Source organism: Pseudomonas sp. NBRC 111140 (genome assembly GCF_001320885.1).
Lineage (GTDB): Bacteria > Pseudomonadota > Gammaproteobacteria > Pseudomonadales > Pseudomonadaceae > Aquipseudomonas > Aquipseudomonas putida_P.
Genome location: NZ_BCBQ01000017.1, coordinates 35471 through 53598 on the forward strand (window position 1 = coordinate 35471; position 18128 = coordinate 53598).

An 18128-nucleotide genomic window follows, 5' to 3' on the forward strand; every position below is an offset into this window, starting at 1 on the left:
AGGGCACCCTCAAGATTTACTCTACGTTGGCCTTTTGCACATCCTGCGACGCCGACCACACGCGGTAGCGCACTTCGACATCCTTGGGCACATAGACCACCACCGGCAGCTTGCTGTTGTAGCGCAGCAGGAAGCCGTCACCGACTACCGGTACGAAGGCTTCGGTCTTTTTGCCATCTGGGCAGGCCATCAGCGTACTGGCCGGGCCGCTGACTTTGTCCAGGCGGTAGTAGTTGTAGCCCCAGCCTTCCAGGGTGCGTTCTTCCAGGCTGCCGCCCAGGCGCTGGCGATTGCAGTCGACCTTCAGCGTTTTGCCAGCGAGGATTTCCAGTTTATAGGCCGATTCATCGGCCTGGGCCGGCAGGTGGATGACCTGCCGGGTGAAGCCTTTTTCCGCTTCTGGGTAGGGGGCGACGTCCTTCAGGCTGGCAGCCATCGCAGGTGCGGCGGCAGCCAGGGTCAGGGCCAGAATCGCGGTCATCGGGGTTGGGCGCATAGGGCCTCCTTGCAGATAAACGAATGCGAGACCACCGCCAGGCCCAGGCCGCCCGTCACTGGGCCAACCAGCCACCATCGACGTTCCAGGCGGCGCCGCGAACCTGGCTACCGGCCTCGCTGCACAAGAATAGTACCAGTTCACCCAAGTGCTCGGGGGTAACGAAGGCCAGGGACGGTTGCTTTTCTGCCAATAGATCGTGTTGCGCTTGCAGTGGATCGCCACCGTTGGCGGCACGATCGTCGATCTGTTTCTGTACCAGCGGGGTCAATACCCAACCTGGGCAGATCGCGTTGCAGGTGACCTTGCTGGTGGCGGTTTCCAGGCCTACCACCTTGGTCAGCCCGACTACACCGTGCTTGGCCGCCACGTAGGCTGCCTTGCCGGTCGAACCCACCAAACCATGCACCGAAGCGATGTTGATGATGCGCCCCCAGTTGCGCGTGCGCATGCCCGGCAGCGCCAAACGGGTGCCATGGAATACAGCCGACAGGTTCAGGGCAATGATCTTGTCCCAGCTTTCGGTGGGGAACTGCTCCACCGGCGCCACATGCTGAATGCCGGCGTTGTTGACCAGAATGTCGACGCCGCCAAATTGGCCTTCTGCCAGGTTGAACAAGGCCTCGATCTGGGCCACGTCCGACAGGTCTGCCGGGTGATGGACCACCTTCACCCCGTGCCGGGCAATCTCGGCCATGGCCGGTGCCGGGTCGCCAAAGCCGTTGAGCACGAGGTTGGCACCCGCGCGGGCCAACACCTGGGCGATGCCCAGGCCGATGCCGCTGGTGGAACCGGTGACGAGTGCAGTCTTGCCGTTGAGGGTCATGCGAAGCTCCTTAAACGATGCCGGTGGCATAGAACGTGGCGATGACCACGAACACCGCCAGGGTCTTGATCAGAGTAATACCGAAAATGTCCTTGTAGGCCTCGCGGTGAGTCAGGCCGGTAACGGCCAGCAAGGTGATCACCGCGCCGTTGTGTGGCAGTGTGTCCATACCGCCACTGGCCATGGCGGCTACCCGGTGCAGCACTTCGAGCGGGATGTTGGCGGCATGTGCGGCGGCGATGAAGGTATCGCCCATGGCCGCCAGGGCGATGCTCATGCCGCCCGAAGCAGAGCCGGTGATGCCGGCCAGCAAGGTCACGGTGATGGCTTCATTGACCAGTGGGTTGGGGATGCCGCGCAGGGCATCGGCCAGTACCAGAAAGCCCGGCAGCGAGGCGATCACTGCGCCAAAACCGTATTCCGACGCGGTGTTCATCGCCGCCAGCAGCGCGCCGCTCACCGCGCTTTTGGTGCCTTCGGCCAGGCGTGTGCGAATGGCGCCGAAGGCGCACACCAGCACCATCAGGATACCCACCAGCAACGCCGCCTGCACGGCCCAGATGGCGGTGAGCTTGGCCACGTCGCTTTGTACCGGCGCGCTCATGCCTGGCAGTTGCAGGCTGTGGCTCGGGCCGTACCACTGAGGGATCCAGTGGGTGAACAGCAGGTTCATCACCCCCACCAGTATCAGCGGCGAGAGTGCCAGCCAAGGGTTGGGCAGGGTCAGGTCGGCAGCGGTTTCTGGCTCGTTGCGCAAGTCGGTGCCATAACCTTCACCGGCGCGCTGGGCCTTGTTGCGTTGGCGCTGCAGGTAGGCCATGCCGGTAAGGAACACGAACAACGTGCCGATCAGGCCCAGCCAGGGCGCAGCCCAGGCGGTGGTGTTGAAAAAGGTGCTGGGGATGATGTTCTGGATCTGTGGGGTGCCGGGCAGGGCGTCCATGGTGAACGAGAAGGCGCCCAGGGCGATGGTGGCCGGGATCAGGCGTTTGGGGATGTTGCTTTGGCGGAACATTTCGGCGGCGAACGGGTACACCGCGAACACCACCACGAACAGCGACACACCGCCGTAGGTGAGCAGGGCGCAAACCAGCACGATCACCAGCATCGCCTGGCGCGTGCCGAGCAGGCGGATGGCCGCCGCGACGATCGAGCGAGAGAAACCGGACAGCTCGATCAGCTTGCCGAACACCGCGCCCAGCAGGAATACCGGGAAATACAGTTTGATGAAACCGACCATTTTCTCCATGAACACCCCGGTGAATGCGGGGGCCACGGCGGATGGGTCGGTAAGCAGGACGGCGCCGAGGGCGGCGATGGGGGCGAACAGAATTACGCTGTAACCGCGGTAGGCAGCCAGCATCAGCAGGGCCAGAGCGGCGAGAGCGATGAGCACGGTCATCGGGGTGGGTCTCCTGGGTGAGTCTTGTTTTTATCGGTTTGCAGGAGGTAGCGGGAATCGTGCCAGTTTTTAAGTCATTGAAATATAAAGAAAAATTGTTTTTGTTGAGCGTTTTGTCTCTCTTTTAAGATTTTGAGGCCGCTTTGCGGCCCATCGCGACACAAGGCCGCTCCTACAGAAGGGCGCGTTTCCCTTGTAGGAGCGGCCTTGTGTCGCGATCGAGGGCGAAGCCCTCGCGACAATCTCAAAATTGAAACATAAATCTCCAATCAGAGACCGAGTGCCACCATTTTCTTGTACAGCGTTGACCTACCCAGCCCTAGCGCTGCCGCAGCTTGCGGCACAACGCCCCCATGCTCTGCCAATGCCTGGCCAATCAGCTGGCGTTCAAACGCTTCGCACGCCTCGCGGTAGGTCTGCCGCACAGGCGCAGGCGCAGGCGCATCGGCCAGCGGGCTCAAAGGCCCCAGCGCCGCCCGCAAATCCGCCGCTTCCAACCGGGGCTGATCCGCCAGCAATGTTGCGCGCTCCAGTACATTGCGCAGTTCGCGAATGTTCCCCGGCCACGCATGCATCGCCAGCAGGTGCTGCGCGTCTGCCTCCAGTTCGTACCGGCTACCCAGTTCACCCAGTATGGCCTCGCACAGCGCCGGCAGGTCCTCCAGCCGCAACCGCAGCGGCGGCACATCGATCGGCAGCACATTCAGTCGGTAATACAGGTCGGCCCGGAACGCCCCACGGGCCATGGCGGCCTGCAAGTCGATGGAGGTGGCGGCGATGATGCGCACGTCGCTGCGCAGCATCTGGTTCGAGCCGACCGGCTCGTATTCCTTCTCCTGCAGCACCCGCAGCAGCTTGCTCTGCAGGGCCAGCGGCATGTCGCCGATCTCGTCGAGGAACAACGTGCCGCCCTCTGCCAGCTGCAACTTGCCACTGCGGCCTTTGCGGTCGGCACCGGTAAATGCACCTGGCGCAGTGCCGAAGAATTCGGCTTCCAGCAGCGTTTCGGGGATTGCCGCGCTGTTGATACTGACAAAGGCTTTGTGTGCCCGCGCTGATGCGGCATGGATGGCGTGGGCCAGCAGCTCTTTGCCGGTGCCGGTTTCGCCCAGCAGCAACACCGGAGAATCGCTGGCCGCGCCACGCCGGGCGCGGCGCTTGGCTTCCAGGCAGGCAGCGCTGCTGCCAACGAACTGGGCGAAGCTGTACTTGGCCTGGCGGGCGCGCAGTTGCGAGCGGGTCGAGGCCAGTTCCTGCTGCATGCTGGAGTAGCGCTTGAGCAGCGGTGACAGGCTGCGCAGTTCGTCGAACAGGGCAAAGCCGATAGCGCCGATCAGCGTGCCTTGGTCATCGTGGATGGGCAGGCGCATTACCACCAGCGGCTCATTCGGGGTGTCGAGCATGTCCAGCAGAATCGGCCGGCCATTACTCACCACCTCGCGCATCAGGCTGCCGGGGATCACTGTTTCACACGGCTGGCCGATGGCACTGGCCGCGTCGGCCAGGCCAAAGCGTCGGGCGTAGCGCTCGTTCATCCAGACGATGCGTGCCTGGCGGTCGACGATCACCGTGCCTTCACTGGACTGCTCGATGATCTCGAACAGCGAGCGGATCGCCAGTTGCCGTACTTGTGGGTAGTCCTTGAGGCTGTCGCTGTCGTGCATGGGTAGAAATCCTGAAAAATCATCCTCGAGGATCGAACGCCTCGCGCAGGGCATCCCCGATAAACACCAGCAGCGACAAGATCACCGCCAGCGCAAAGAACGCGGTAAAGCCCAGCCATGGCGCCTCCAGGTGCTGCTTGCCCTGGGTCACCAGCTCACCCAGCGAGGCGCTGCCCGCCGGCATGCCAAAGCCAAGAAAGTCCAGCGCGGTCAGTGTGGTAATCGCCCCGGTCAGCATGAACGGCACATAAGTCAACGTGGCATTCATGGCATTGGGCAAGATATGCCGCAGCATCACCTGGCTGTCCGGCAGCCCCAGCGCCCGGGCGGCCTTTACATACTCAAGGTTGCGCCCACGCAGGAACTCGGCGCGCACCACGTCGACCAGGGTCAGCCAGGAAAACAACGCCATGATCCCCAGCAGCCACCAGAAATCCGGCTCGACAAAGCCGCTGAGGATGATTAGCAGGTACAACACCGGCAACCCCGACCATACCTCCAGCAAACGCTGGCCGAGCAGGTCGACCCAGCCGCCGTGGTAGCCCTGCAGAGCGCCGGCCACCACACCGATGAGCACGCTGACCACGGTCAGGGCGAAGGCGAACAGCAGCGATACCCGCGTGCCGTACAGCACCCGCGCCAGCACGTCACGGCCCTGGTCGTCGGTGCCCAACCAGTTGCTGGCACTGGGCGGGCTGGGGGTGGGTACCAGCAGGTCGTAGTTGGGGGTATCGGCGCTGAACGGGATAGGCGCGAACAGCATCCAGCCGCCCTGGCCTTCGATCAGTTGGCGCACATAGGCGCTGCGGTAATCGGGCTGAAACGGCAGTTGCCCGCCAAACTGCTGCTCGGTGTAGCGTTTGAGCGCCGGTACATACAGCTGGCCTTTGTAGCCCAGCAGCAGTGGCTTGTCGTTGGCCACAAGCTCCGCCCCCAGGCTCAACAGCAGAAGGCCGGCGAACAGCCACAGCGACACCCAGCCCAGGCGGTTGCGGCGAAAGCGTTGCAGGCGACGGCGCGATATGGGCGAGAGCATCAGTGCGCCCTCGTGTCGAAGTCGATGCGCGGGTCCAGCAGGGTGTACGACAGGTCCCCGATCAGGCGAATCAGCAGGCCAGCCAGGGTGAAGATGAACAGCGTGCCGAACACAACCGGGTAATCTCGCGACACGGCTGCTTCATAGCTCATGCGGCCCAGGCCATCGAGCGAGAAGATCACTTCGATCAGCAGCGAACCGGCGAAGAATACCGTGATCAATGCCTGCGGCAGGCCAGCCACCACCAGCAGCATGGCATTGCGCAACACATGGCCATACAGCACACGGCGCTCGCTGAGGCCCTTGGCCCTGGCAGTCACCACATACTGGCGGGAAATCTCGTCGAGGAAGGCGTTCTTGGTCAGCAGCGTGAGGGTGGCGAAACCACCGATCACCAGGGCGCCGACCGGCAACACCAGGTGCCAGAAATAGTCCGCGACCTTGCCCAGCAGGCTGAGCTCGTCGAAATTGTCCGAGACCAGGCCACGCACCGGGAACCAGTTGAGCGAGGTGCCGCCGGCGAACAGCACGATCAGCAACAGGGCGAAGAGGAACGAGGGCAGGGCGTAGCCAATCACGATCAGCGCGCTGCTCCAGGCATCGAAACGGCTGCCGTGGCGCACTGCCTTGCGAATACCCAGCGGGATCGACACCAGGTAAGTGATCAGCGTGGCCCAGAAACCCAGCGACAAGGTAACCGGCAACTTGTCGAGGATCAGGTCGGTCACCTTCGCTCCGCGAAAGAAGCTGTTGCCAAAATCCAGCCGGGCATACTGACCCAGCATCAGCCACAGGCGTTCGGGGGCGGACTTGTCGAAACCGTACTGGCGCTTGATCTCATTGATCAGTTTTGGGTCCAGGCCACGGGTGGCGCGGGATTCACCATGCACAACCTCAGCCCGCGCGCCGGGTGCGCTGCCACCGAGGCCCTGCAGGCGCGCCACGGCCTGCTCCACCGGGCCACCCGGCGCGGCCTGGACGATGGCGAAATTGACCAGCAGGATTGCCAGCAGCGTCGGAATGATCAGCAACAGGCGGCGCAGCAGGTAGGCGGTCATGGCGAGGCCTTCCGGCGTTCGGCCATTTGCTCATTGGTCAGCGCGGTGGGGCTTGCCTCCCACCAGGTGTCCAGGCCTTCGTCATAGGCGGCCTGTACCTTGGGCAGGCCGAAGCGGTTCCACCAGGCGGTGGAGCTGCCCGGTGGGTAGTAGTTGGGGATCCAGTAGTAGTTCCATTGCAGTACCCGGTCCAGCGCATGGGCATGATGCAGCATGTCGGCCTGAGTTTCGGCCCGCACCAGGCCGTCGATCAGGCGGTCCACGGCGGGGTCCTGCAACACCATCAGGTTGTTCGAGCCAGGGTCGTGCGCGGCCGTCGAGCCGAAGTAGTTGTACAGCTCGGCACCCGGCGACAGGGTGACCGGGTAGCCGGTGACGATCATGTCGTAGTCGCGCGCCATCAGCCGGTTGACGTACTGGGCCGAATCGACGTTGCGGATGTTCAGGGTGACGCCGATCTGGGCCAGGTTGCGCTTCCACGGCAACAGCAGGCGCTCCATGCCCGACTGGCCGTTGAGGAAGGTAAACGCCAGCGGTGTGCCCTGGCTGTTCACCAGGCGGTCGCCTTCAGGGTGCCAGCCGGCTTGTTCGAGCAGGGCAAGGGCCTGCAGCTGCTGCTGGCGGATGATGCCCGAACCATCGGTAACCGGGGCGGTGAACACGGTGGTGAAGACTTCGTCCGGCACCTTGCCGCGCAGTGGCTCAAGCAGCTTCAGCTCGCTGGCATCGGGCAGCTTGCGGGCAGCCAACGGGGTGTTGGAGAACACACTCTGTTGGCGGATGTACATATTGCGCATCATCTGCCGGTTGCTCCACTCATAGTCCCACAACATGCCCAGCGCCTGACGCACACGGCGGTCCTTGAACTGCGGCTGGTCGAGGTTGAACACGAAGCCTTGGGCCACCTGCGGCTTGGCCGGGCCCAGGTGGGCGCGTTGCAGACGGCCGTCGTCCAGTTGCACGCCGTTGTAGCCCAAGGTGTAGGCGGTGGCGGAGAATTCGCGGTTGTAGTCGTAGCCACCGCCTTTGAGCACTTGGCGCGCCACTTCGGTGTCGCCGAAGTACTCGATGCGCCACTTGTCGAAATTGTAGCGGCCACGGCTGGCGGGCAGCTCACGCGCCCACCAGTTCGGGTCGCGCTCGAAGGTGATGCTGCGGCCATTGTCGATGCGCCCGATGCGGTACGGCCCGCTGCCGACCGGTTTGTCGAAGCCGGCACCGTTGGCGAAGTCGCGCTGTTGCCAGTCGTGCTCGGGCAGCACCGGCAGGCTGGCGAGGTCCAGCGCCAGGGTGCGGCCGTGCTTGGGTTTGAAGTCGAAACGCACGCTGCGCGGGCTTTCCACGGTAACGCCGGTGACGTCGGCGAACTGGGTGCGGTACTTGAGGCTGCCCTTGCTCATCAAGAGTTCGAAGGTGAAACGTACATCGTCGGCACGCACCGGCTTGCCATCGGCGAAGGTGGCGCGCGGGTCTATTTCGAAACGCAGCCAGACGTCATCGGGCCCGCGCTCCATGCGTCGGGCAATCAGGCCATACACGGTGTAGGGTTCATCGAACGAGCGCACGGCCAGAGGCGCGTAGAGCAAGCCATCGACTTCGCTGACGCCGATACCCTTGTCGATGTAGGGGAGGATGTGGTCGAACTGACCAATCTCGATGGCCGAGCGGCGCAGGATGCCACCTTTGGGGGCGTTGGGGTTTACATAGTCGAAATGCTGGAAGCTGGCGTTGTAGCGGGGGGCTTCACCGTAGACGGTGAGGGCGTGGGAGGGGGCGGCCTGCGTGTTGAATGCGAAACAAAGCAGGAACAGGCAACACAGAACCTGTAGGAGCGGGTTTACCCGCGAATGCGTCCATCCATGCAACCTTGTTGCCTGATCTGGCGCATTCGCGGGTAAACCCGCCCCCACAGGGGACATGAGCAGCTACTGGCTACTTAGTCCTGGCGGCTGGTCACTTCCAGCAGGTGGTAGCCGAACTGGGTCTTCACCGGGCCTTGCACGGTGTTGACCGGGGCGCTGAACACCACGGTGTCGAATTCCTTGACCATCTGGCCTGGGCCGAACGAGCCCAGGTCGCCGCCCTGGCGGCTGGACGGGCAGGTAGAGTTGGCTTTGGCGATTTCAGCGAAGTCGGCGCCTGCTTCGATCTGGGCTTTCAGTTCGTTGCATTTCTCTTCGCTGCTGACCAGGATGTGGCGGGCGGTTGCACGGGCCATGGGTACTGCTCCTTGGGGTAAAAAGGCAAGCCTAGCGCACTTGCTTGGGGTATGTCTCGCCAGGCTTGCAACCATCGGCCTAGAGTATTTGTGCCGCCTCGCGCAACAGGGATTCGGTCGAGGCCCAGCCCAGGCAGCCATCGGTAATCGACACGCCGTATTTCAGTGCGCCCTTGCCCAGCGCCTGGCAACCCTCGAACAGGTGCCCCTCGATCATCACGCCGACCAGCGAACGGTCGCCGGCCAGACGCTGCGCCAAAACATCATTGAAGACGGCCGGCTGGCGCGCCGGGTCCTTGCCGCTGTTGGCGTGGCTGCAATCGACCATGATCCGTGCCTGCAGGCCGGCTTTGGCCAATGCCTGGCGGGCCATGGCGATACTGTCGGCATCGTAGTTCGGGCCTTTGTGGCCGCCACGCAGCACCAGGTGTGTGTCCGGATTGCCCAGGGTATCGATGATTGCCGGGTGGCCCTGCGCATCCATGCCGAAGTGGCGGTGCGAGTGGGCAGCGCTGCGCATGGCGTCGCTGGCGATGGCAATACCGCCGTCGGTGCCGTTCTTGAAGCCCACCGGCAGCTCCAGGCCACTGACCATTTCGCGGTGGATTTGCGATTCGGTGGTGCGTGCGCCAATCGCGGCCCAGGCCAGCAGGTCATCGAAGTAGCCGGCGGCCATCGGTTGCAACAGCTCGGTGGCGATGGGCAGGCCGCGCTCGATCATGCTCAGCATCAGCCCACGGGACAAGGCAAGCCCCGAGTGCATGTCGTCGCTGCCATCCAGGTGCGGGTCGTAGGCCAGGCCTTTCCAACCCACTGTGGTACGCGGTTTTTCGACGTAGGCGCGCATCACCAGCAGCAGCTTGTCATCGACTTCGCGGCTGAGGGCGGCCAGGCGGTCGGCGTATTCCAGGGCTGAGCGAGGGTCGTGAATCGAGCAGGGGCCGACGATGACCAGCAGGCGCTGATCGCGGCCTTCGAGGATGTTGCGGATAGCCTGGCGATGGGCCTGGACTTGCTGGGCCAGTTCGCTGGGCAGTGGCATCTGCTGCTTGAGCAGGTGCGGGCTGGGCAGGCGTTTGCTGACGGTGGTGTTGGCCGCTTGCGGCTGGGTCAGGGGCAGGGCGAGGTTGGAAGCTTGCATGGCGTTTTTCCCTGGGCGGACGGCGGGTTCAAGCCCGCGTGGTCGGCCCTATCGAGGTGTTCGACAGATCGTTGAATTCGTATTGGCTGCTGCATTGCCACCTGTAGAGGACCGATCGGAGGCGGCAGGCTGGCCCGAACGGGATTGGCTAAATCGCCAGGCATAGGTGTTTGCGTAGTAGTAAGTGGCGTAGTTCATGAATCTGTCCTCAATGTGAATCGGTGTTGTTCAAAGGCCTGAAAAGCAAAACCCCCGGTCGGGGAGCCGACCGGGGGTTTGAGTATTCTCATGTTCGGCGGCCCCTCGAAGGTGGGCGCCGTGTGGGTATCGGCGCCTAGTGGCTAAACCAATACCCAAAGTAATAGCTGGCAGGTGCCACGCAGCCGGCAACGGCCAGCACAGGGCGCAGGCTGCGACCGGTGTGGTTGGCGTGGTTGCGGGTGTGTTTCGGCATGTTGCTCTCCAGTGAATGACCCCGAGCTTACTTCAGTTGGTGCGGGCCATTCAATGGATAAATGCTATGGAGCTGATCATTTATTTTTGTACTGAATGGTTCAATGGCCGTAGCGCCCGACCAGGCTCTGCGCCCCCAGTGCGTGGCCTTGCAGCAGCTCCAGCAGGCCGTTGCGGTCCAGGTCTTCGGGCAATGTACCTAACGGCAGGTCGGTGGCGATCAGGGTCAATGCATAGTGGTGCGGGTTGTCGCCGGCGGGTGGGCAGGGGCCACGGTAGCTGCGGGTGCCCCTCGAGTTTCGGCCCACGGTCAGGTACTGCCCGCTCAGCCCGGCCATACCTTCCTTGAGCCCATCCTGTTCGGGGTCGATGTTGTAGGCAACCCAGTGCACTACGCCGACACCCTTGCCGCCGTCTGGGTCGAACATGATCAGGGCCAGCGATTGGGTGCCTTCGGGCAGGTTGTCCCAGCTCAGTTGCGGGGTGCGCTCCTCGCCGGCACCGCAGGCCGGGTCCAGGCCGACCTGCTGCAACGCAATCACGCCACCATCGGTGAACGACGAGGAGCTGATCGACAGTGCGCCTTGGTTGCTGCTGTTAGCCAAGGCCGCGCAAGGCATCAGGGCGGCGAGCAGCCAGGGTTTGAGGTTCATGGCAACTCCTTGGCAGGGCGTTGGAGCGCAGTGTAGCCCAGGCCCGCGTCAGTGGCTGTCCTGGTCCTCGGCGGTGCCACCGCTATACCCGGCGCCGGAGCCCGTGGCTTCGCCAGTGCTGTTGGAACCGCCGCTGGCGCCGTCGGCGGCATCGGTATTGCTGCCGGTGTCGCTGCTGTCGTTGCTTTTGCCACTGCCGGGGCTGTTGACGCTGCTGTCATCACCGGCGGTCTTGCCGCCAGACTGGTCGGTTTGCGGGCGGCTGTCGGTATGGGTATCGGTGGCGGCGAACGTAGTGCCGGCGAGGCTGGTCAGGGCCAGCGCCAGGCACAGGGAGAGCGGGCGAATGCGGATCATGGGACGTCTCCTTTGCGGATGATCTGTCATTCGTTTGGCTGGGGGTGTGAGGAGGGGTGCCTTCTGGGCGACGAGTGGTCGCAGGGGAGGGGCCGCTGTGCGGCCCCGAGGCTCAGTGCGTTTCGCTACGGGCAGCCTGCACGGGCTCCACTGGCTCCAGCGGCGGATGCTCCTGGGCCGCATGCATCAGGTCTTCGGTCACCCTCAGCTCGGCGCCGGTTGGCGAGAAGGTCGTCGAAGCGGTGAACGGGGCTGGGTGCTCCGCGGCCGGGCGCTTGCCACGGCGCCACATGAAGAAGCACACCATGGCCAGGTTGACCACGGCAAAGGCCCAGAACAGCCCGGCCTCGCCAAATTCGCTCATCATCGGCGAAATGGCCACCGGCGCCATGGCCGAACCCAGCGAGTTGATCAGCAGCAGGCCCTGAATCATCGGTACCAGCGCATCGGAAGGCGCGCGGTCGGCCGCGTGGCTGACCGCCACCGGGTACAGGGTGAACACGCCGCCACCGAGCAGGAACAGCATGGCCGGCAGCAGGAACGAGTCCGACGGCAGGAACACCGTGATCAGCGACAGCACCACGCACAGCGCAGCCAGGGCAATCAGCACATCTTGGCGGTCCTTGCGGTCGGACCAGCGCCCGACCGGGTATTGCAGCAGCATGGCACCCAGGATCACCCAGGCCATCATGTTGCCAACTTCCCCTACCTCCAGGCCGATGCGTTGCAGGTACAGCGGCAGCAGCGCATAAATGCCGGCAATGGCCACGCCCGAGCCGAAGCAACCGACCAGGCCCGACGGCGCCACACCCAGCAATTGGCGGGGCTTGAGGGGTTCGACCTGGTCCAACAGCGGCGACACCCGCGGCAGGATCACGATTGGCAGCACCGACAGGGCGGCCAGCACGCCAGCCAGCATGAAGGGTGCGGTTTCGCCCAACTGGGTAATTTCGCCAAGGCCGGCCTGGGCGATTACCCCGGCACCATAGAAGGCGATCATGTACAGCGCCAGCAAGCGACCACGGATTTTCGCGTCACCGGCCAGCAGCAGCCAGCTTTCGATCACCAGGAACACGCCGACGGCCGCCCAGCCATTGATCAGGCGCAGCACAGACCACCAGGTGACGTCATAGAACAGGCCCTGCAGCAGGATGGTCACGGCGATCAGCGAGGCGAAGCTGGTATAGGCGCGGATGTGGCCGATGCGCAGGATCAGCCGGTCGTTGAAGATGGCACCAAGGGTCAGGCCGATGAAGTAAGTCGACGAGACGATACCAATGGTGGTGGCGGACTCACCGGCAGCGCCCAGGCGCAGGGTGGTCAGGGAAGACATGAAGCCGTTGCCCAGGGCGATGATGAACAGCCCGAGCAGGGGCGCCAGCGCCATGGCCAGCAAACGCGGAGACATACGTACCTCTAGTTGGATGAGCGGAATGAGCGCCTTCTCGGACGCGCACACCGGCTCGGCCCAACAAGGGGCGAGTGGCGACACGGATGCGACCTGGGCAAGACTCAACCGCTGGGCCTTTTGGGAAGGGGCCGGGCGGGGAGGGTTGAGCCTATTTCACATGTGCGTTCATGTGTTCAGGCGCTGACTCTGTCTTTGCTGCTGGTTGCCACCGTTCAAGGCGACGGGCGAAAAGGAAGCGGGATTCTACGGGCTTGGAAGCTTTTGCCCAAGGGGCAACGGTATGCGACGAGACGCCGCAGTCTGTGGGCGACATGAAAGTGTCTTTTACAGACAATCTTGAGGGCTGCTCCGACAGGGGTGAGGTTATCTGGGCAATCTTGCAGACTGCTGCATAATGCTGAACCCACACCAAGGAAGGCCCCCATGTTCGCGTCGTTGTTTGCAGTCCTGGCCCCGGTATTCATCGTCGCCGGCATCGGCTATATCTGGGCCCGCAAGGGCCTGGACTACCCCACCGAGTTCATCGCTCGGGTGGTGATGACCGTTGGCACACCGTCATTGGTACTGTCCACCCTCAGCCGCACCGAGCTGGACCCCGCCGCCTTCACCAGCATGGCCATGGCCTGTCTGCTGTGCACCCTGGGCATGGCCATGGCCGCTTTGCTGGTGTGCCGCGTTTCGGGGATGCACTGGCGGGTACTGCTGCCGGCGTTCATGTTCCCCAACACCGGCAACATGGGGCTGCCGATCAGCCTGTACGCCTTTGGTGAACATGGCCTGGCCCTGGCCGTGGCGTTCTTTCTCACCCTCTCGATCGTGCAGTTCACCATTGGTATGGCCATTTCCGGCACTGCCGCTTCGCTCAAGGCTTTGCTGCGCAACCCCATCGTGATCAGCCTGGCCGGTGCCATGCCGATCATATTTCTGGACTTCGAGCTGCCGCGCTGGCTGGCCAATACCGCGGACTTGCTGGGTGGCATGACCATTCCGCTGATGCTGCTGACCCTCGGGGTATCGCTGGCCAGCATTCGCCTGCGCCATGTTGGCAGTGGCATGCTGCTGGGTGGTTTGCGCATTGGCCTGGGGGCCGGGGTGGGCTGGGCGGTGGGCGCAGCGCTGGGTATGGAGAGCCTGGAGCGTGCAGTGCTGGTGGTGCAGTCGGCGATGCCGGTAGCCGTGTTCAACTACCTGATGGCGGTACGGGCCAACCGTGAGCCGGAGCAGGTGGCAAACCTGGTGATGTGCTCGACAGTGCTGTCGTTTGCCTGGTTGCCGGTGGTGTTGGCCTGGTGGATGTAGGGCAGTGGCCACGACATCTTCCGGCCCTTTCGCAGCACAAGGCTGCTCCTACACGCACTGCCTCGCATTTGCAGGCGATGCCGTCGCTGTAGGAACAGCCCTGTGCCGCGAATGGCTCAGAAGTCTACACTGGCCGACAATCGCAGCACTCTCGGCGTACCTTGGGTCAAGTAGTTGTTGGAAGTCGACGCCGAAGCCCAGTACGCCTTGTTCGCCACGTTCTCCACGTTGGCGCGCAATGTCACTTGCTTGTCATCGACCTTGAAACGGTAGCGTGCGCCCAGGTCCACTCGGGTCCAGGCCGGAATGCTCAGGCTGTTGGCCGCATTCACATACTGGCCACCCGTGCGCAGCAAGCGGGCACTGAGCGCGGCGCCTTGAATGCCAGGCACGTCCCAGTCGGCACCCAGGTTGTACTGGAAGCGTGGCACGCCAGCGGCGCGGTTGCCGTCGTTGCTGCCATAGGCCGTGTGCTTCTGCTCGGTGTGCATGAATACCGCGCCTGTCAGCAGGCGCAAGCCGTCGACGGGCTCACCAAACAGGTTCAGTTCCACGCCTTTGTTGACCTGCTCGCCGTCCATGCTGAATGTGTCCAGCGCAGCGCCCGGAGCGCGGTAGGTGACGCTGTTGGGCTGTTCGATGCGGTACACGCCCAAGGTGGCGCCAAAACTGTTCCAGTCCAGTTTCACCCCAGCCTCGACCTGCTTGCTGCGCTTGGGCGGGAACACCTCGTTGGCATTGCTGACACTCGACGGTGCCGTCGGGCCCTGGGCCAAGCCCTCGATGCGGTTGGCATAGAACGACACATGCTCCCAAGGCTTGATCACCAAGCCATACACCGGTGTGGTGATCGACTCGTCGTACGGCGTGTTGCGCCCCCCCGTGGCGGTCGCCCAGCTGTCGACGCTGATCGATTGCCGGCGCACACCCACGGTCAACAGGACGCGGTCATCAAGAAAACCCAGGGTGTCGGACAATGCGACGCTCTTGTTGCGGTTTTTGCCGACGATGCGCGGGTCGTGCAGGTCGCTGCCAAAGTAGGTGTCGGTGGGGCGCGGCACTTTCACCGGGTTGTACAGGTTGCTGTCATAACGCTTGCTGGCAGCCAGTGCCTCGTAGGCCGAACGCTGTTCACCCCACATGCCTGACAGGCCGAAATTGACCCGGTGGCTGACCGGGCCGGTGGCAAAGCGGCCATTGAGCCCGGCGACGGCGCTTTTGTTGTCCTCGTCGTGGGGCGAATACAGAAAACCTCCGCGCGCGGTGCCGTTCGCGTCGCTGACGTACAGCGAGGAGTATTCGCCGTTCTCACGCGTGTGCTTGGCGCCGGCGCCGGCATACAGCATCCAGTTGTCGTTCAGGTCGTACTCGGCGTTGAGCATGCCGTAGGTGTCTTCCAGCTGCGACCAGCTCCAGGCTTGCGAATAGTTGTCACGCGCTGAAGGCGCGTGGGGCACCTTGCTGCCGGTGGGGTAGATCACCGCGCGGCCTTGGTTGATGCGTTCCTTCTGGTAGCCCAGATCGGTGGACAAGCGCAGCCGCTCGCCACGGTAATCAAGGGCCACGGCAACCAGGGTGGAATGCTGGGCTTCGTCGTCCACGCCAGTGCCGCCGTCATGCTGGGCCAGGTTGATGCGGGCGCCGAAACGATTGTCCTCACCAAACCGCGTGCCCAGGTCGAGATGGCCGCCAATGTTGTCGCCAGTGGCATAGTCGAGGGTAACGTGCCGTGTGGGGGTATCTTCGGCGCGCTTGGGCACCAGGTTGATTGCACCCCCAATGCCGCTGCCTTGCGGTGCGACCCCATTGAGGAAGGCACTGGACCCTTTGAACACCTCGACTCGCTCGAGCGCTTCGGTGGTCACGATCTGCCGCGGCAGTACGCCGTAAAGGCCGTTGTAGCTGATGTCGTCGGTGTTCAGCGGCAAACCGCGAATGGTGAACACTTGCGAGAAGTTGCCGAAGCCCGCCGACTGGCGCACCGACGCGTCATTGAGCAACACGTCACCCAGGGTGCGAGCCTGCTGGTCGGCGATGGTCTTGGCGGTGTAGCTGGTAACGCTGAACGGCACGTCGCTGATGGCCTGGTCGCCGAGCACGCCCAGGCGCGCGCTGCGGGCTACCTGGCCACCTTGCCAGGTGTCGCTGCTGGCGGCCAGGTCGCTGTTGATGGTGGTCGCACCCAGTTCCAGGGCATTGCCCAGGTCGACCGTCGGCGCCAAGGTATAACCGCCGCTGTCGGTGGTGATCAGGCTGTAGCCACTGCCGGCCAGCAGGCGGGTGAAACCTTCCGGGATGCTGTAGTTACCCTGCAGGCCCTGGCTTTGTAGGCCGTTGAGCAGGGCCGGGTCGAACGACAATGGTACTCCGGCGCTGGCGGCGAAGCGCGCCAGCACGTCGGCCAGTGGGCCAGCGGCCAGGTGATAGGTGCGCGGGGTGGTGTCGGCGGCCATCGCCGTGGGGGCCAGGGCGGCCATGGCGATAGCAAGGCTCAGTGCCTTGAAGGGCAAGCGGTACGGCTGGCGGGGCGTCATGCAAGCATCCTGTGGGTGCAGAAAATGAAGGTTCTGCACTCATCACCGGACGACGCAGGTAAAGGTATCACTGACTTTTTCGCGGTCCCTGTAGGGGCGTGTCAGCTTAGGGGCTCCACCGTCACCCAGTAACGGGTCAAACCCTGGATTGATACGGGTAGGGTGTCACCCAGCAGCCGCAAGCTGGCGTCGGTGTCTGCCAGTGGAAAGGCGCCCGATACCTTCAGCTCGCGCACTGCCGGGTGGCAGCGCAGCACGCCTGGGCGATAGCGACCTAACTCCAGCAACAGGTCGGCCAGGCGCATGTCGCGCGCCAGCAGCATGCCGTGCTCCCAGGCCAGGTCACCGGTTTCCAGCGCTGAGGCGGGCAGTACTCGGTCGGCATCGAAAGCGCTGCGCTCGCCAGCCTTGAGCAACAGGCTTGCGGCATGCAGCGGGCGTGTAGCCACTTCGCCTTCAAGTACGGCCACCCGGGTCAGCGCGCCATCGATACGCACGCTGAAGCGTGTGCCCAGCGCAGTCGCCTGACCATGCAGGGTGCGCACTAGCAGCGGCCGCGCCAGGGTGGCAGGGTCCTTGGCGCTGGTGAGCAGAATCTCGCCCGCCAGCAGGTCGATGCGGCGCTGTTGGGCGTCGAAGGTGATATCGATGGCTGTGTCGGTGTTCAGCAGCACCTGGCTACCGTCGGCAAGTGTCAATGCGCGTTGCTCGCCGACCGCGGTGCGCGCATCGGCGGTCCATTGCTGCCAAGGCGTTTCACGCCAGGCCAGCCAGGCCGTGGGTGCTGCCAGCAGCCACAGCCCCAGGCGCTGCAGGGCCTGGCGACGGCTTACCGCCCCGTTGCGGCTCAGGCGGCGCAGGGTTTCACCGGTAACCGGGGTGGGCAGGCGGCGGAAATCACCGAGGATGGCCTCGGCACGCTGCCACGCCTGGGCGTGCTGGGCGCTGCGTTGGCACCAGGCTAGGACCGCACGGCGATCGTCCTCGGTGGCGTTGCCCGACTGCAGCTGCACCAGCCAGTCAGCGGCTTCGCCAAGGATCAGTGGGTCGATGCGCTGCACCATCAGTCGATGCTCAGGCAGGCAAGGAAAGCCGTGCGCATGTCGCGCTTGATGGTGATCAGCGAAACCTGCAGCTGTTCTGCAATTTGTGCGTAGGTCAGCCCGTCCAGCTGCGACAGCAGGAACACCTGACGTACACGGGCCGGCATGTCGCGCAGCATGGCGTCGATGCGGTACAGGGTTTCGAGGATCAGCCAGCGCGTTTCCGGCGAGGGCACCTCGGGTTGCGGCAAGTGTGCGATGGCTTCCAGGTAGGCGCGCTCGACTTCCTGGCGGCGCCAGCGGTCGATCACCAGGCCCTTTGCGATGTGGGTCAGCAAGGCCCGGGGTTCATTGCCGAAAAAGCTGTTGCCCTGCCGGCTGAGCAGGCGCACGAACGTGTCATGAGCCAGGTCGGCGGCATCGCAGGCATTGCCCAGTTTCCGCCCCAGCCAGCCCTGCAGCCAGCCATGGTGCTCGGTGTACAGCGTCTGGACTTGCAGGTTCAGGGTAGGGTCGGCGGGCGGCATGACGGGCGCG

General features: G+C 63.9%; 16 protein-coding genes. 1 reads left to right on the forward strand and 15 read right to left on the reverse strand.

The genetic code is table 11. The features are described from left to right. Window positions 1–16: 16 nt before the first annotated feature. The 12 genes from eco to APH42_RS08145 form a co-directional block, all read right to left on the reverse strand. Window positions 17–496 (reverse strand): serine protease inhibitor ecotin, encoded by a 480-nt coding sequence (gene eco / locus APH42_RS08090; protein ID WP_012272426.1) that lies wholly within the window; start codon window positions 494–496, stop codon window positions 17–19. 55 nt (window positions 497–551) lie between these two features. Further along, a complete protein-coding gene (gene hbdH, locus APH42_RS08095; RefSeq protein WP_060493099.1) occupies window positions 552–1322 on the reverse strand; it encodes a 3-hydroxybutyrate dehydrogenase in 771 nt (256 codons plus the stop codon). A gap of 10 nt (window positions 1323–1332) precedes the next feature. After that, window positions 1333–2724 (reverse strand): GntP family permease, encoded by a 1392-nt coding sequence (locus APH42_RS08100; protein WP_060493100.1) that lies wholly within the window; start codon window positions 2722–2724, stop codon window positions 1333–1335. 269 nt (window positions 2725–2993) lie between these two features. Next, window positions 2994–4388 (reverse strand): sigma-54-dependent Fis family transcriptional regulator, encoded by a 1395-nt coding sequence (locus APH42_RS08105; protein ID WP_060493101.1) that lies wholly within the window; start codon window positions 4386–4388, stop codon window positions 2994–2996. Between the two features lie 19 nt (window positions 4389–4407). Next, complete coding sequence (locus tag APH42_RS08110; RefSeq protein WP_012272422.1) at window positions 4408–5424, reverse strand: ABC transporter permease; 1017 nt, start codon at window positions 5422–5424, stop codon at window positions 4408–4410. Further along, the gene (locus tag APH42_RS08115; RefSeq protein WP_060493102.1) at window positions 5424–6482 is read right to left on the reverse strand and encodes a microcin C ABC transporter permease YejB; all 1059 of its coding nucleotides are present in this window, start codon (window positions 6480–6482) and stop codon (window positions 5424–5426) included. The genes APH42_RS08110 and APH42_RS08115 overlap by 1 nt, the downstream gene beginning before the upstream one ends. After that, complete coding sequence (locus APH42_RS08120; protein ID WP_060493103.1) at window positions 6479–8407, reverse strand: extracellular solute-binding protein; 1929 nt, start codon at window positions 8405–8407, stop codon at window positions 6479–6481. The genes APH42_RS08115 and APH42_RS08120 overlap by 4 nt, the downstream gene beginning before the upstream one ends. An 11-nt stretch (window positions 8408–8418) precedes the next feature. Further along, window positions 8419–8700 carry a peptidylprolyl isomerase gene (locus tag APH42_RS08125; RefSeq protein WP_003258780.1) on the reverse strand — a complete coding sequence of 94 codons (282 nt, stop codon included), beginning with the start codon at window positions 8698–8700 and terminating at the stop codon, window positions 8419–8421. A gap of 79 nt (window positions 8701–8779) precedes the next feature. After that, entirely contained in the window at window positions 8780–9841 is a 1062-nt protein-coding gene (locus APH42_RS08130; protein WP_060493104.1) for a 3-deoxy-7-phosphoheptulonate synthase, read from the reverse strand. Between the two features lie 554 nt (window positions 9842–10395). After that, entirely contained in the window at window positions 10396–10947 is a 552-nt protein-coding gene (locus APH42_RS08135) for a YbhB/YbcL family Raf kinase inhibitor-like protein (RefSeq protein WP_012272418.1), read from the reverse strand. Window positions 10948–10995: 48 nt separating this feature from the next. Further along, window positions 10996–11304, reverse strand: a complete 309-nt coding sequence (locus tag APH42_RS08140) for a hypothetical protein (RefSeq protein WP_012272417.1) — start codon at window positions 11302–11304, stop codon at window positions 10996–10998. 112 nt (window positions 11305–11416) lie between these two features. After that, window positions 11417–12712: an MFS transporter gene (locus tag APH42_RS08145; RefSeq protein ID WP_012272416.1), complete on the reverse strand. Its 1296-nt coding sequence runs from the start codon at window positions 12710–12712 to the stop codon at window positions 11417–11419. Window positions 12713–13138: 426 nt separating this feature from the next. Between APH42_RS08145 and APH42_RS08150 the strand changes: the two genes are divergently transcribed. Continuing rightward, entirely contained in the window at window positions 13139–14014 is an 876-nt protein-coding gene (locus tag APH42_RS08150; protein ID WP_060493105.1) for an AEC family transporter, read from the forward strand. 116 nt (window positions 14015–14130) lie between these two features. Here APH42_RS08150 and APH42_RS08155 read toward each other — a convergent pair whose 3' ends face one another. The 3 genes from APH42_RS08155 to APH42_RS08165 form a co-directional block, all read right to left on the reverse strand. Next, window positions 14131–16548, reverse strand: a complete 2418-nt coding sequence (locus APH42_RS08155; RefSeq protein WP_060493106.1) for a TonB-dependent receptor — start codon at window positions 16546–16548, stop codon at window positions 14131–14133. A 101-nt stretch (window positions 16549–16649) separates the two neighbouring features. Beyond that, the gene (locus APH42_RS08160) at window positions 16650–17612 is read right to left on the reverse strand and encodes a FecR domain-containing protein (protein ID WP_060493107.1); all 963 of its coding nucleotides are present in this window, start codon (window positions 17610–17612) and stop codon (window positions 16650–16652) included. After that, on the reverse strand, window positions 17612–18118 hold the full coding sequence (locus APH42_RS08165) for a sigma-70 family RNA polymerase sigma factor (RefSeq protein WP_012272412.1): 507 nt from the start codon (window positions 18116–18118) through the stop codon (window positions 17612–17614). The genes APH42_RS08160 and APH42_RS08165 overlap by 1 nt, the downstream gene beginning before the upstream one ends. Window positions 18119–18128 lie beyond the last annotated feature (10 nt).